The sequence below is a fragment of the Dysgonomonas sp. GY75 genome, assembly GCF_015234155.1.
GTDB lineage: Bacteria > Bacteroidota > Bacteroidia > Bacteroidales > Dysgonomonadaceae > Dysgonomonas > Dysgonomonas gadei.
Genome location: NZ_JADCLQ010000012.1, coordinates 505,840 through 521,921, shown reverse-complemented (window position 1 = coordinate 521,921; position 16,082 = coordinate 505,840). Strand labels below are relative to the sequence as shown.

The 16,082-nt window shown below is 39.5% G+C and carries 7 protein-coding genes; 6 read left to right on the top strand and 1 reads right to left on the bottom strand.

The window, feature by feature from the left end; translation table 11 throughout:
- Positions 1 to 13: 13 nt before the first annotated feature.
- Positions 14 to 1,027 carry an aldose epimerase family protein gene (locus IR083_RS07485; RefSeq protein WP_194223808.1) on the top strand — a complete coding sequence of 338 codons (1,014 nt, stop codon included), beginning with the start codon at positions 14 to 16 and terminating at the stop codon, positions 1,025 to 1,027.
- A gap of 25 nt (positions 1,028 to 1,052) precedes the next feature.
- On the opposite strand, the gene IR083_RS07480 is transcribed toward IR083_RS07485, so the two are convergent.
- Positions 1,053 to 5,051: a hybrid sensor histidine kinase/response regulator transcription factor gene (locus tag IR083_RS07480; protein WP_194223807.1), complete on the bottom strand. Its 3,999-nt coding sequence runs from the start codon at positions 5,049 to 5,051 to the stop codon at positions 1,053 to 1,055.
- Between the two features lie 362 nt (positions 5,052 to 5,413).
- Between IR083_RS07480 and IR083_RS07475 the strand changes: the two genes are divergently transcribed.
- The 5 genes from IR083_RS07475 to IR083_RS07455 all read left to right on the top strand — a co-directional run bounded on the left by IR083_RS07475 (position 5,414) and on the right by IR083_RS07455 (position 15,972).
- Positions 5,414 to 8,560 carry a SusC/RagA family TonB-linked outer membrane protein gene (locus IR083_RS07475; RefSeq protein WP_194223806.1) on the top strand — a complete coding sequence of 1,049 codons (3,147 nt, stop codon included), beginning with the start codon at positions 5,414 to 5,416 and terminating at the stop codon, positions 8,558 to 8,560.
- Positions 8,561 to 8,571: 11 nt separating this feature from the next.
- On the top strand, positions 8,572 to 10,473 hold the full coding sequence (locus tag IR083_RS07470) for a RagB/SusD family nutrient uptake outer membrane protein (protein ID WP_194223805.1): 1,902 nt from the start codon (positions 8,572 to 8,574) through the stop codon (positions 10,471 to 10,473).
- A gap of 21 nt (positions 10,474 to 10,494) precedes the next feature.
- Positions 10,495 to 11,682, top strand: coding sequence for a DUF4959 domain-containing protein (locus IR083_RS07465; RefSeq protein WP_194223804.1), 1,188 nt, complete (start codon positions 10,495 to 10,497; stop codon positions 11,680 to 11,682).
- Positions 11,683 to 11,694: 12 nt separating this feature from the next.
- Positions 11,695 to 12,894, top strand: coding sequence for a DUF4998 domain-containing protein (locus IR083_RS07460; RefSeq protein ID WP_194223803.1), 1,200 nt, complete (start codon positions 11,695 to 11,697; stop codon positions 12,892 to 12,894).
- Positions 12,895 to 13,017: 123 nt separating this feature from the next.
- Entirely contained in the window at positions 13,018 to 15,972 is a 2,955-nt protein-coding gene (locus IR083_RS07455; protein WP_194224027.1) for a discoidin domain-containing protein, read from the top strand.
- The last annotated feature ends 110 nt before the right edge of the window (positions 15,973 to 16,082 follow it).

The following is a 16,082-nucleotide window of genomic DNA, read 5'->3' as shown; positions in this document are numbered from 1 at the left end:
TAAAGGGAAGATTATGTCTCAGATTTCAAAACGAAAATCAGTTATCTATAAGGGCAAAGAAGTTGCATTATACCGTATTTCAAATGTATCCGGAGCTTATATTGAAGTATTGAATTACGGAGCTTCTGTTGTATCTGTTGTTGTTCCCGGTGCGGATGGCAGGTTTGCGAATGTGGCTTTGCGATATGAAACTATTGAGGATTATTTCACAGATCAGTTTTATCTGGGATGTACTGTAGGGCGTTATGCTAACCGTATTTCCAATGCCCGTTTCGTGCTGAACGGGCAAACCTATAATGTGGAAAAAAATGATGGGGTAAACTCTAATCATGGAGGGTTTAATGGATTGAATAAGAAGATATTCGATGCCCGGATAAATGAAAACAGTATAACTTTCTCTGCCGAGAGTGTAGATGGGGAAGGAGGCTTTCCCGGGAATCTGAAATTTTGGGTTACTTACTCTTTTTCTGATGAAAACAGACTGAGAATAGAATACAGAGCCCTGTCGGATAAAGAAACTCCTGTCAATTTTACCAATCATAGCTATTTCAATCTTTCGCGGCAGGATGCGGATATATCGAATCATGAAATACAGGTAAATGCAAGCCATTATCTGGAAACGGACAATAATTTCCTGCCGACAGGGAAGATACTTTTATTGGATAATTCCGCGTTCGATTTTCGTAAATACAAAACGGCCGGGGAAATGATGCCCCTAAAGAAGGATAACCTGAGGGGTTATAATACTTTTTTCATAAAAGGCAGGCATTCCGGAATTGCAGCTTCTGCAAGAAGCGCTTCATCGGGTATCGCGATGGATGTATATACGACTATGCCCGGTGTGCTGCTTTATACAGGCGATTTCCTGTCGGGTAGATTCGGACCGATGAGCGGACTTTGCCTCGAGGCTCAATATCACCCCGACGGGCTGAACCATGCCGGTTTTGAAGTGAATATCCTTCGACCCGGTCGTACGAAAACGGATATTATCGAATACCATTTTTACAACGGGGAAAGGCATTCATAAGGGCGGGTTAGCTGATTTTCCAATCCTATTTATGAAATTTGGCAGGATTAAAGAAATCCTGTAAATTTTCCTTGTTATCATTGCATTGTATCTCATATTCTTTAGGTGTCATCCCGTATTGTTGCTGGAATAATTTGATGAAATAAGAAGGTGTATTTATACCTATCAGGTAGCCTATTTCATTGATCCTGAATTTCCCTTCATGTATCAGTTGTACTGCTTTCTGTAACCTTATATACCGTATAAAGTCAAGTGTCGACATATCCGTGATCGCTTTGATACGCCTATGGAGGCTCGACCTGCTAATTAATAAAATTTCAGTTAGTTGTTCTATATTGAAGTTAGGATCACTAATATTCTCATTGATGATTTCTACCATCTTGTTTATAAATTCATTATCACCTTTGCTTATACTGTTGTCGATCAATGGCAGGAACGGTTTTTTCTTGAATATTTCCAACTCTCTCTGACGGTTATTTATCAGAGACATAATCATTGTTTTGAGATAACTTGGTGAAAAAGGTTTCTCTATATAGGCATCACTCCCTAATTCCAGCCCTTTGATCTTGCTTTCCAGATCGTTGCGGGCTGTGAGCAGAATAAATATGATATAATTGTATTCCGTTGATGATTTTATATAGCTGCATAATTCAAACCCGTCCATCTTGGGCATCATAACATCACTGATAATTATATCGATGTTTGCCGATGCTATTATTTGTTGTGCTTCGATACCGTTTTTTGCTTTTTCAATGATATATTCGTCGGATAAAGACTCGGCAATAAAGGTCAACATATCTTTGTTATCCTCAACAATAAGGATAGTGGGGCTATGTTTCTTCGATATAATATTTAGACGTGTTGTATTATTTATTTCCTCTTTGCTTTCTTCTTCGGCTTCCAGATTTACTGGTATTTTCAGTGTGAAGATATTCATATTATCCTGAATATTATACAGTAAGTATCCTCCGTGTAGTTCGGCAAGTGACCGGGCAAGTGATAAGCCTATGCCCGAACCGGAATTTTCACTGTAAGTCTTGTTGATCTGAAAGAAAGGTTCGAATATTTTATTCTTAAATTCGTCTTTTATAAGTTCTCCGTCATTTGATATCTTGACAATGAAATAGGTGTTGTCTAAAGAAATTTCCATCTCTATTTTCCTTGATGAATATTTTATAGCATTCAAAAGCATATTATCGAATATTTTTGTCAATGCGTCCTTATCCGCTATAATATGCTTCCCGACAGGATTATATATCACATTATATTCTTTTTTGCCGACGGCCCATTGACCTTCATATCTTTTCTTTATTTCTTCTATAAAATGATCTAAATCTATTTTTTTGTAATGCAACAGAAATTTATCGCTGTCTACTTTTCTGAAATCCAATAGTTGATTGATAAGATTCAGTAGGTGCTTAGTATTATTCTCTATTATTTCAAGATTGTGCCTGACTTTCTTATCTGTTATTTCCGTTTTCATAATTGTTTCCAGCGGCCCATTGATGAGGGTGACAGGAGTGCGTATTTCATGTGCAATTTCTGTAAAGAAATTGACTTTAGTTTCGTACAACTCTTTCTCTTTTTCAGTTTCAAACAGTTTTTGTTTTTCCAGATTTCTCTTCTTATATCTTTTTAAAGAGTATCGTAGGATAAGATATGATATGATGAGAAATAGGAAGATATAAGCTATAACAGCAAATACAGAAGCCCACCAGGGAGGCAGTATCTCTATATCAATTGTCCGTACATTTTCGCTCCAGATTCCATCGTTATTCGAAGCTTTTACCTTAAAAGTATATTTGCCAGGAGGTAGTTTGGCATAAGACGCCGAATAATTGTTGCGGGTATATATCCAGTCGTCATCTATATTTTCCATTTTGTAAGCATAAAGGTTAGAGTGAGATGCCTTATAATTGAGTGCCACAAAATTGAAACCTATATTCGACTGGTTATATGAAAGTATTATCTTCGAGGTATGCATTATACTGTTTTCCAAAGGAGAGTTTGGGCTCGAAGGTTTGATCTCTTCATTCGATATGAAGAACTTGGTGATGTAGACAGGAGGTGTATATTCTTCTTCTTTGAATTTGTCGGGATCGAAGACAATCAATCCGTCGACACATCCGAAATATAACTTATTATCACTGCTGAGTAATGCTGATTTATAATTGAACTGATCCGATAACAATCCATCATTTTTTGTAAATACCCTTATGGCTTTTGTTTCCGGATTGAAGCGCACTAAGCCCTGATTTGTACCAAACCAGAGGTTATGCTCCTTATCCTCTACGATTTTGTAAGCGATATCATCCGGTAAACCTTCCTTGATGGAGTAGGTGGTAAATTCTTTTTTTTCTTTATTGTATATGCATATTCCGCCTCTGTCGGTAGCAAACCAGATATGGCCCAGATGATCTTCCGTAATATTGCTGACCGAGTTGGAACTTAATGTGCCAGGTCCATTATTTGTGAAATGGGATATCTTATTATCTTTGGGATTGTACTGGAATACTCCGTTTCCCATGGTAGCCACCCATATAAAGCCATCCGAGTCTTCTATTATATCGAATATATAGTTGAAGCCGAATATGTTCATCCGCTTGAATTTTGCATCTCCCTTATCTGCAACAAATACGCCCCATCCGTTTCCAAGCCATATTCTTCCGTATCGGTCTTCACAGAGCGTCCCCACGCTTTCTTCGTCCAGTCCCAGGTCTTCGGGCGAAGAATGGGCTACAAAGTTCGTTTTTTTATTTATTTTATCCAGTCCGTTTTTGAAATATCCTACCCAGACTTCTTCGTCTGTTGGGAAAATAGCCAGTGTTTTCTTATATAAAAGATTGTTTTTAGCCTTGAATTCTTTTTTTATAGGGTCGAAGTGCATTAGTCCGGCATCTTCCGTCCCAATCCAAATACTCCCATCTCTATCTTCTTTTATTTCCCTTATACGTCTGGACGATATACGTGTATTTTCTTTGGTAGGAAAATATTTTTCAAATTTGTTGATCCTATTTGGAAGATAATTTACGCCACCAAATTTGCAACCGATCCAGATACCACCCTCCTTATCCTGATAAATTTTCTCCGTCAGCATATCAGATAATGCATACGAGTTGCCTGGGTCTTCTTTGGCATGATGGATAATATTTTGTTTCTGGTCGATAACAAAGATGCCAGACTCGGTTGCGACCCATATTTCATTGTCGTTGAATACATGCACATCCCTTATTATCTTGTAATTGATTTCGTCTACCTTCATGTCTACAATTATATTCCGTCGTTTGTCCAGCTTCAGAAGCTTACTTTCATGGATGCCGATTATGATATAGTCATTATCATGCGAAATGGTATAGATATTTTTCCCCGACAAATAATTATTCCCGTCACTGTTGCCAAGCTGCTGCGTAAAGTTATCTTTCTGCTTATCATAGAGATAGACCCCCGAAACATTTGTTCCTATCCATACTTTTCCGTTTTTTTCAATAGTCATACACTGAGGATTGCTTACGCTGAGTTTCAGATTTTCCACAACAGTATAATGCGACAGCTTGTTTTGTGCTTTTACATATTTGAAAACACCCGTATTCGGGCATATAATCCATATATTATTATCCGGATCGCTTTGAATGTCTGAAATCCAGTCTGAGATCCCAATGCCGCTCTCGGTTTTGTTATCAAAAAAAGTAAAAGTTTCCTTAATAGGATCGAATAGAAATATTCCCTTATCGGTTCCAACCCATAATATTCTATTTATATCTTCATAAAGTGCACCTACATTATTGTTGCGTTTTCCCAGATGAGGGTCATAGCAGTCAAATTGTTTTAATGATATTCCATCATATCTATTTAAGCGATTACGCGTTCCGAACCACATGAAGCCATAGCTGTCTTGTATTATTGCTTTTACATTATTATGTGATAGCCCCATCCTACCATCTATTTGAGTAAAGGAAAAATCGTAAGCAGATAGGTGAATCAAAAAAGAAAAGAATAGAAAAATGAAACAAATTAGTCTTTTCATAGCATGGTTATTTATATATGTTGCAAATATAAAGAAATCGATATTGACAAATGTTTCAAAAAATAGGAGAGATGTCTTAAAATAGGCGCATATTGATATTGATGGAACATTTCTCCTATTTTTTGAAAAATTCATGTAACGATACTGGATTTTTGAAATCGTACTTTTGATCGATAATTCTTTTGTCGAACCTTAAAATAATATCTATGGAACCGGAATGAACTTACAAATAACACTCACGGTATTATTTCATACCACATAGTATTCATTCAATAATAACTTACTAATCTAATCTTATGAGAAAAACACAATGTATAAGATTTGGGTCTTTATTCAAGACTTGTATTCTTATTTCACTTTTGATGTTATTCCCATTTCATTTATTTGCTGTCAATGGGATTAATGAAACAAGCGAAGAATTACAACAACGGATAGCTGTGAAGGGCATTGTAAAAGATGAGAGCGATCTGCCTTTGGCCGGAGTTACCGTTCTGGTAAAGGGTACGACAAATGCGACAATGACATCCACCAATGGGGAGTATACCCTGAAAAATGTACCGGTTGAAGCTGTACTGGTATACTCTTTTATTGGTATGCAGACTGCTGAAGTGGAGGTGAAGCGCCAAACAACCATCGATGTCGTTTTGAAAGAAGATGCCGTGAAGATGGACGATGTGGTTGTCGTCGCTTTTGGGACACAGAAGAAAGAGAGTATGATCAGTTCTATCTCGACGGTTAGCCCTGGTGACCTGAAAGTTCCGTCAAGTAACCTTACCACCGCTCTGGCTGGGCGTTTAGCGGGAATCATTGCTTATCAGCGCAGCGGGGAACCGGGCAAGGATAATGCCGATTTCTTTATACGTGGCGTTACTACTTTTGGGTATAAGAAAGACCCTCTTATCCTGATAGATGGTATTGAGTCTACATCAACCGATCTGTCGCGCCTACAACCTGACGATATACAGGCTTTCTCCATATTAAAAGACGCTACTGCTACAGCACTCTATGGTGCTCGCGGAGCCAACGGGGTTATTCAGATAACGACAAAAGAGGGTAAAGAAGGCCCATTGAAAGTATCAGTACGTTTCGAAAATTCCTGGTCGTCCAATACGAGTGACATTGAGTTGGCAGACCCTATTACATTTATGCAGATGGCTAACGAGGCCACAAGGACCCGGAATCCACAGGAAGCACTACCTTATTCTTACGAAAAAATAGAAAGGACAAGACAGGGACTTAATCCTTATGTTTATCCGGCTAATGACTGGCGTAAGATGCTGATGAAAAACACAGCTTACAACCCTCGTCTGAATGTAAACATCAGTGGAGGCGGAGGTATCGGGCGTTATTATGTCGCAGCGTCTTACAACAAGGACAACGGAAATCTGAAAATGGATAAACGCAATAACTTTAATAATAATATCAACCTTGAGACGTATCAGTTAAGATCAAACATAAACTTGGACTTGACCAAAACGACACAAGCTATAGTACGGTTAAGCGGGACTTTCGATGACTATACAGGGCCAATAGACGGAGGAGAAGCGATGTATAAGAAAATAATGGGAACAAACCCTGTCTTATTTCCTGCATATTACCCGTCATCTTTGCAACCTCAGGCTAATCATATCTTATTTGGGAACGCTACACGCGGAGTAGAGGGTGCAGGAACAAGCGCGGATTATACAAATCCTTATGCGGAAATGGTAAAGGGGTATACAGACTACTCAAGATCCCAGATGGATGCTACAATTGAGCTGAAGCAGGATTTGCGCTTTATTACACAGGGGCTCAATGTGAGGGCTATGTTTAATACTTCTCGATATTCATATTATAGTATTAGCCGCAAATACAATCCTTATTATTATGCAGTAGGTTCGTATGACAAGCTAACCGATTCATATACGATAGCGCAAATTAACGAAAAAGATAATCCGACAGAATATCTTGATTATAACGAGAATTCCAAAGATATATCATCGGCTGTTTATATAGAAGCAGCATTGTCATATAACCGCCAATTTAATGAAAAGCATGATCTGGGAGGCTTACTCGTATTCCAGCGTCGCGAAAAACTGGAAGCAAACAGAGGCGATTTACAGAAATCACTGCCTTACAGAAATCAGGGGCTTTCCGGACGTTTTACTTATGCTTATGACAATAGGTATATGGCCGAGTTTAATTTTGGATATAATGGTTCCGAACGTTTTTATAAAACAAATCGTTATGGTTTTTTCCCTGCAGTGGGAGCCGGATGGTCTGTTTCTAACGAGAAGTTTTGGAAGCCTGTAAGCAAGATCGTTTCCAAATTAAAATTTAAGGCTACATACGGGCTCGTCGGAAATGATGCTATTGGTAGCGAGGATGACCGTTTCTTTTATCTATCCAATGTAAATATGAATGACGGTGGCAAATCCTACTCTTTCGGAGAAAATTTCCAATATGGAAAAAACGGGATATCAATAAGCCGTTATGAAAACCGGGATATAGGATGGGAAAAATCATATAAATCGAATTTCGGTATGGAACTTGGATTATTCAATGATTTCGAATTCCAGATAGATTACTTCACCGAAAAACGGACAAATATATTAATGGACAGATCTGTTTCTCCATCGATGGGGCTATCTGCAAAAGTAAGAGCAAATGTAGGGGAAGCCAAGGCCAAAGGTGTGGATATGTCTTTAGACTATAAGAAGATGCTGCCTAAAAACTATTGGGTACAGGCCAGAGGTAATTTCACTTATGCCCATAGTGAGTTCCTGAAATATGAAGAACCGGAATATAATGAAAAATACAGGTCTCATATAGGCCAGTCGCTCAACCAGCAATACGGATTGATTGCAGAACGCTTATTCATTGACGAATACGATGTAGCCAACTCCCCCAGACAAACATGGAGTGAATATGGCCCAGGTGACATTAAATATGTAGATATGAACGGAGATGGAGTAATAACAGATGCCGATATGGTTCCGATAGGTTATCCTACTGTACCCGAAATAGTGTATGGATTTGGATTTTCGGCAGGAAATAACAGAGTCGATTTTTCTATGTTCTTTCAGGGTTCGGCACGCTCGTCATTTTGGATAAATGCTCAGGACACAAGTCCTTTCGACCATAAAAGCCCGGATGACTACAATCCTTATCATCGCGATGTTCCTCTTATCAAAGCCTATGCAGATAACCACTGGTCTGAAAGCAACCGCAATATTTATGCCTTATGGCCACGTTTAAGTCCAACTCTCGTGCGTAATAATACTGATCCGCGTAACACATGGTTTATGAGAAATGGTGCATTCCTCAGATTAAAAAGTGTGGAAGTTGGCTACACATTTCCTGAACATATGTTGAGAAAACTTCATGTAAGTTCACTCAGGGCTTATGCATCCGGAACAAACCTGTTATTGTTCAGCGGGTTCAACCTTTGGGATATTGAAATGGGAGGAAACGGCTTGGGCTACCCTATTCAGCGAGTTATTAATTTAGGTGTACAAGTTAACTTTTAACAATCGATATTATGACTACAAAAAAAATACTGTTGTCTATTTTACTTATCGGCAGCTTTTTCTCCTGCGGCGATTATCTGGATATTGTTCCCGATAAAATAGCAACAATTGAAAATGCATTTGCAAATAAGAATGAGGCAGAAAAATACCTGATGACATGCTACTCATATATTCCTGCCCACCACGAACATACCGGGAACGTCGGTCTTATGGGAGCAGATGAATTATGGGCATATTATCCGGGAAGTGATTTTGATCCGTGGATGATTGCCCGGGGGCAACAAAACACGAATGATCCGTATATGAACTACTGGGAAGGAAGAAGAGGTGGAAGAGCCTTATATAATGCATTACGAGATTGTAATATTTTTCTGGAAAATGTAGAAGATACGAACAAAGTGCCTGACCTGACATCAACAATGAGACAACGTTGGATTGGAGAGGTTAAATTCCTGAAGGCTTATTATCATTTCCTACTGTTCAGAATGTATGGTCCAATTGTTATTGTAGATAAAAATATTGCCATAGATGCGCCTCCGTTGGAAATGCAGAAAAAACGTAGTTCTGTGGATGAGGTTGTAAATTATATAGCCGGTCTGCTGGATGAAGCTTACGAGTATTTGCCACAGGAGGTTACGAATAAGACCGAAGAACTTGGGCGTATAACCAAACCCATTGCCCTGACATTGAAAGCCAAACTATTAGTGACGGCAGCCAGTCCGTTATTCAACGGCAATTCGGATTATGCTGATTTTACAGACAAGGAAGGCGTACATTTGTTTAATGCCGAATACGACCAGAACAAATGGCTAAAAGCAGCTGAAGCTTGCTATGCTGCAATAGAATCATGTAAACTGAATAATATACAGTTATATACATTCAAGAGTAATGACCGTTTGTCCGACACGACCAAAATACAAATGAGTATAAGGAATAGTATTGGTGAGAAATGGAATAACGAGCTTATCTGGGGACTGTCGGGCAGGGCGGTAAACAATCTGCAATCTGTCTGTATGGCACGCATAGACCCGGCGAATCTTGGAAATATGTGGGCTGCACAGGAACGCCTGAATCCTACAATTGAAATCGCCAATAATTTTTATACCGATAATGGCGTACCTTTAAATGAAGATAAAACATGGGACTATTCGGGCAGATATACCAGTCAGGTTGCCGGAACACAGGAACGTTTTAATCTGGCTGAAGGTTATGTGACTGCGAAGCTCAATTATCATCGAGAAAACCGTTATTATGCAAACCTTGCTTTCGACGGATCTGTATGGTATATGCAAAATAGTCGTAGCGGCTCGGATGAGAACACTTTTACCGTAAAAGCACGCATGGGGCAACCGCAGGCAAAACTTGGCGCATATAATTATTCTGTGACAGGATACTGGCCTAAAAAACTTATCAGCTGGAAATTTGTATTATCAAGCAATAGTTCTACCACTGAGTGGTTTCCTTGGCCCGAATTGCGTTTGGCAGACTTATATCTGCTTTATGCAGAAGCTCTGAATGAAAGCGATCAAACGATTGCTGCATTAGAATGGATTGACTTGGTACGTGAAAGGGCCGGGTTGAAAGGAGTGAATGAGTCGTGGACAACATACTCTACTAAGCCGGATAAATTTAAAACTAAAGCCGGACTTCGCGAAATAATCCAACAGGAACGTACTATTGAACTTGCTTTTGAAGGGCAGCGTTTTTGGGACTTGAGGAGATGGAAAACAGCTGCTACTGTACTGAACCAGAAAATACACGGTTGGGATATAGATCAGGAAGTTCCTGAAGCATACTATAGGCCGAAAGTATTATTTGATCAGGAATTTGTAGCTCCACGCGACTATTTGTGGCCATTGCGCGAGGAGTCGCTTTATTACAATAAGAGTCTGGTACAAAATCCGGGCTGGTAAAGAACAATAAACAGATCGGTTATGAAAAAACATAATTTATTTATAATATTTTTAGGGACGATGATTTCATTGTTTTCGCTGCAAAGCTGTAAAGATGATGAGAACTCACCGATAGACAAGGATGGCAAAGCTCCCGGGCAGGTATTCAATGCAGTGGTGGAGAATATGCCGGGTGCCGCCCTGATTACATATAGCCTGCCGTCTGATGACGATTTGCTGTATGTTATAGCAGAATATAAGAATAAGCACGGTAAGGTTTTCGATTTCAGGGCTTCATACTATACAAACAAGATTAAAGTAGAAGGCTTTGGCGATACAGACGAATATACTGTTAACCTGTATGCTGTAGACCGTAGTGAGAACAAGTCGGCTCCTCTGGCGATTAAGATTAATCCATTGGAACCGCAAGTACAACTTACTGCCAAGTCTTTGAACGTTCAGCCTGATTTTGGAGGTATGAGCTTCACTTTCAAGAATGAGACAAAAGCCGATTTGGCATTTATCGTGATTACTACAGATGTAGATGGAGAGGAAATGGTGGCTGAGACTTTCTATACTGCACGCGATAGCGCGAAGTATGCAATAAGGGGATATGCAGCCGAACCACGTCTTTTTGGAATTGTTGTACGTGACAAATGGGATAATCTTTCTGATACATTATATCAGAACCTGACCCCGGTTTATGAAGTTAAACTGAATAAATCGTTGTTCCGTCCTATTGTTTTCCCGAATGATGCCGATGCTACACATTGGGATGGATCGTTGGAATACATGTGGAATGATATTGTTAACGATAAGGCAGCCCATACCGGAAACGATGCAAGTACCACTCCAAAACATATTTCATTCGATTTGGGCGTAGGAGCCAAGCTGAGCCGTATTAATCTGAAGACTATTCCTGATGATAAGCACTGGTTTAACGATGTATCTCCTCGTTTCTATGAAATATGGGGTTCTCTGAATCCTGATCCGTCGGGTAGCTTTGATTCGTGGACAAAACTGGTTTCGATAGAAAACGTAAAACCATCGGGATTATCCATTGGGACGATAACAGAAGACGACAGGGCAGCAGGCCGTAACGGAGATGATGCTGATATACCTATAGAAATGCCGAAAGTGAGGTACTTGCGTATCGTTTGTACTAAAAACTGGTCGGGTAATACAAATATGTGTATTAGTGAGATAACAATATGGGGTGATGATAATTAAAAAATGATTACAATGAAAAATACAATCAAGTTCCTCTGGTTAGGATATATAATCTTTTTGTGTTGCAAATTGACGTCATGTTCAGATATGGATGATTATCTGAAATATCTGGATGGTGTTCCTACTTACACAGGTATTGTCGACTCGGTAAATTTCCATTCGGGCGACGAACGGGTGGTGTTTACAGGTTTACTGACTTCCGACCCTAAGATAAGGCAAGTGAAGATTTTCTGGAACAACCGTAAAGACTCGTTGATATTGAATATTAACAGGACAAGTGGGGTAGATACTTTGTTCCTGCCTATTCCTTTGAAGGAAGGAAGATACAACTTTGAGGTGATCTCGTTCGATGACAAAGGCATTCCTTCTATTACTGTCGCCAAAACAGGTATATCCTATGGTTCGGAATATAAAAAAGGTCTCTATAACAGGCCTATCAAGAAGCTTGAAAAGGAAGGTAATGATGCGGTTATTGAATGGTATAATGGAGATGAATCCTCTCCCTTTGTAAAGATCGACTATGAAGATACCGATGGGCAACTTCGTACAGTAAAGGCTTTAACATCCGATGAAAGCACTATTCTGGAAAATTACAAGAGTATGAGCCTTATTAAGCTGCAAGCTTATTACTTACCGGACGAAACAGCTATAGATACATTCAAAACTCTTGTAGAGGAAGCCGTTGCCCTTGAGAATATTACACATCAATGCATTATGAACCCGGGCGATCCATTTCTGCGAGCCGACAACGGGAGTGGTAAATGGGGCCTGCTGAAAGATTGGCAGTATACATCAAATATACTTAATCAGAACGGTAATACAGCCGGAGGATGGTCTACGGATGCGAATGGAGTAATTCATCTGGAATCGAAGGACTGGGGCGGTCCCGGTTTTACAAATGGTAAAATATATCAGACAATCACACTTTCTGCAGGAAAATATTCACTCGAATATTACAGTGACGGATTTGGAGGAAATGCAACTTCCTTATTTGCCATAGCCAAAGGCTCCACTTTGCCTGACATCGAAAATGCCGAAGGTAATACTTTAGCGCATGAAATAAGAGAGAATGGTGGCGTTTCCGGTAATCATAAAATATATTTCGAACTGGAGGATACGGAGACAGTGACCTTAGGCTGGACTGTTACGATACCCGGCTCCAATACCTGGTATCATATCAATTGGGTTAAACTGATGATATTGGGACTTTAATATTAAATATAGCAGAATCTACATATCTGTCATGCAGATTCTGCCTTTTAGAAAAGTTATTCAAAAATTATATCTGGCGGTAGTCAAAACATGAAACGTCAAATTTTCAAATTTATATGTATGATGGTACAACATAAGATATTTATAAGTATACTTTTAGGGATATTCCTTTTTCCCGCATTATTATCTGCTCAAGTAATAGAATCACTCGACAGCAACAATCCTAATGTAAAGTGGAAAGTAAAGCCCCAAGATGAAATCAGGGATATTGATACACTTTTTCAACCAGGCTACGACAGTGATAATTGGGTCAGAGCTATAGTTCCGGCAACTGTATTCACATCGTATGTAGAAGCCGGTTTGGAAAAAGACCCGAATTTTGCAGACAATATATATCAAGTAGATAAGGCGAAATACGATAAGAGTTTCGTTTATCGTGCCGAATTTTCTATACCCGGAACATTCACAAAAGAAAAAACATGGCTCAATTTTAGAGGCATCAACCGGAAAGGAGAAATATTTTTGAATGGCAAGAGACTTGGAGAATTAGACGGTTTCATGGAGCGGGGAAAGTTTGACATAAGTTCGATTGTAAAGAAAGATGGGAATAATATACTTGTTGTAATTGTTCATATCCCTCAAAAGCCATTGAATAATGTGGGTAGCCCCACCTATCTTTCAAGTGCAGGCTGGGATTGGATGCCTTATGTGCCCGGATTAAACTCCGGTATAACGGATAAGGTATACTTGTCGAATACAGGAGCATTAATAATAGAAGATCCATGGGTGAGAACAGATTTACCAACCAATGCACAGGCTGATCTGGCTATCAAGATGAGTGTGAAAAATACCACCCCCGACTATCAATCTGCCAAGCTAAAGGTTACCATAAATCCCGGAAACATACAATTCACACAAGATCTGGGCGGCATCTGGGGAAATAGTACAATGGAACTGGATTTGAACAAAAACAAGTTTAAAGAACTGGTTATTAATAATCCCCGATTATGGTGGCCAAATGGTTATGGCAAACCAAACCTGTACACCTGCAACCTTGAACTTAGCGTCGGAGAAAATGTTTCGTACAAAAAAGAAGTAAAATTCGGCATCAAGCGCTATTCTTACGATACTGATGGCGATGTTCTGCATGTGTCTATCAACGGGAAGCGTGTGTTCCTTAAAGGAGGCAACTGGGGTATGTCCGAATATCTGTTGCGTTGCCGTGGCGACGAGTACGATACAAAAATCCGTCTGCACAAGGAAATGAACTTCAACATGATTCGCAACTGGCTGGGATCGACTACTGATGACGAGTTCTATGAAGCATGCGACAAATATGGAATTTTGGTATGGGACGACTTTTGGTTGAATGCCAACCCTGTACTTCCTGCCGATATTCATGCCTTCAACAAAAATGCGATCGAAAAGATAAAGCGTGTCAGGAATCATCCGAGTATAGCTGTTTGGTGTGGAAACAACGAAGGCTATCCGGTTGCCCCTCTTAAGAATTGGTTGAAAGAGAATATTGCAACATTTGATGCCGGAGACAGATACTATCAGGCAAAGTCGAATGATGACAACCTTTCGGGCAGTGGTGTATGGGGCAATTTTGACCCTCGTTGGTATTTTATAAAATATCCGGCCAGTAGCACCAAAGGGAATGTAAGCTGGGGGCTGAGAACCGAGATAGGTACGGCTGTATTTGTTAACTACGAGAGTTTCAAAAAATTCATGCCGGAAGACAAACTATGGCCTAGAAACGAAATGTGGAACCAGCATTTCTTCGGGCAACTGGCGTTCAATGCTACCCCTGATAAATATGAGAAAGTAATTACCGAAAGATATGGAAAACCGGTAGGAATAGAAGATTTTTGCAGGAAAGCCCAATTGCTGAATATTGAAACCAATCAGTCAATGTATGAGGGGTGGCTGGACAATATGTGGAACGATGCCTCAGGCATACTTATCTGGATGAGTCAATCGGCGTATCCATCTATGGTTTGGCAAACATATGACTATTATTATGATCTTACAGGAGCCTTTTGGGGTGCTAAAAATGCCTGTGTTCCATTACATATCCAATGGAATTCATACAACAATTCGGTAAAAATAATAAACACTACATCGGAAGACCATAAAGGGTTGACAGCAGAAGCCGCTATATATAATTCCGATGGAAAAGAAGTCAGCAGATTGAGCAACTTGGTAAAAGTGGATTCGTATATAAATACTGCGACAAATGCTTTTACTATCCCATTCTATGACAACAACAAGAATATAGCAACAGGTAAAGATGTCGTTGCCTCTTCGACAGAAACAGGTACGCCTAAAGATATAACAGACGGAAATATGACCACCAGATGGGGTAGCCGGGGGCAGGACGATCAATGGGTGTATGTAGACTTGGGCAAAGACGAAAATGTGTATGGTGTGGGGCTGAATTTTGAAGATGCTTACGGGAAAAAATATAAAATACAAGTGTCTGCCGATGCAAAAGAATGGAAAGACGTGTATACCGAAGAACATGGAAAAATAGGTCTTCATGATATCTATTTTGATGATATTACAGCCAGATATGTACGTATGCAAGGAATAAAAAGAGGTTCTGATTGGGGCTATTCTTTGTGGGAATTCAAAGTATATGGAGGTACACAGCACAACGAAGGTTTGACGGATATACACTTTGTTCGTCTGACACTGAAAGACAATGAAGGAAATATTGTGGATGAAAATACATATTGGAGAGGAACAGACAGAAATGATTTTACAGCATTGAATAGTCTGCCAAAAGTGAATCTGAAGGTTATGCCGAAGATTGTTAAGCGAAATGGGAAATATATTGTAGAAGCAAAAGTAACCAACCCGTCCTCTTCTCCTGCCGTCGCCTTTGCAGTATGGGTACAATTACATAATTCGAAGACAAAGGAGAGGATATTGCCGGCCATACTAAATGATAATTATTTTACATTATTGAACGGAGAATCAAAGGACATTCTGATAGAATTTGATGAAAGCCTTCTAAAAGCAGGAGAAGAGCCTGTCTTGACGGCAATTCCTTACAATAATCGGCCAAAATAAACTAAGTTTCAGCAGATGATAGTAAATAGAAGATTGTAGGTTATTCTGCTTTTGGGGAACCTTTATTCAAAAGTAAAGGCTCCCCATCCAATATTTAAACAATGTAGATT

Coding starts and splice junctions, on each gene's coding strand:
- IR083_RS07485 (WP_194223808.1), top strand. CDS start 14: ATGTCTCAGATTTCAAAACGAAAATCAGTTATCTATAAGGGCAAAGAA.
- IR083_RS07480 (WP_194223807.1), bottom strand. CDS start 5,051: ATGAAAAGACTAATTTGTTTCATTTTTCTATTCTTTTCTTTTTTGATT.
- IR083_RS07475 (WP_194223806.1), top strand. CDS start 5,414: ATGTTATTCCCATTTCATTTATTTGCTGTCAATGGGATTAATGAAACA.
- IR083_RS07470 (WP_194223805.1), top strand. CDS start 8,572: ATGACTACAAAAAAAATACTGTTGTCTATTTTACTTATCGGCAGCTTT.
- IR083_RS07465 (WP_194223804.1), top strand. CDS start 10,495: ATGAAAAAACATAATTTATTTATAATATTTTTAGGGACGATGATTTCA.
- IR083_RS07460 (WP_194223803.1), top strand. CDS start 11,695: ATGAAAAATACAATCAAGTTCCTCTGGTTAGGATATATAATCTTTTTG.
- IR083_RS07455 (WP_194224027.1), top strand. CDS start 13,018: ATGGTACAACATAAGATATTTATAAGTATACTTTTAGGGATATTCCTT.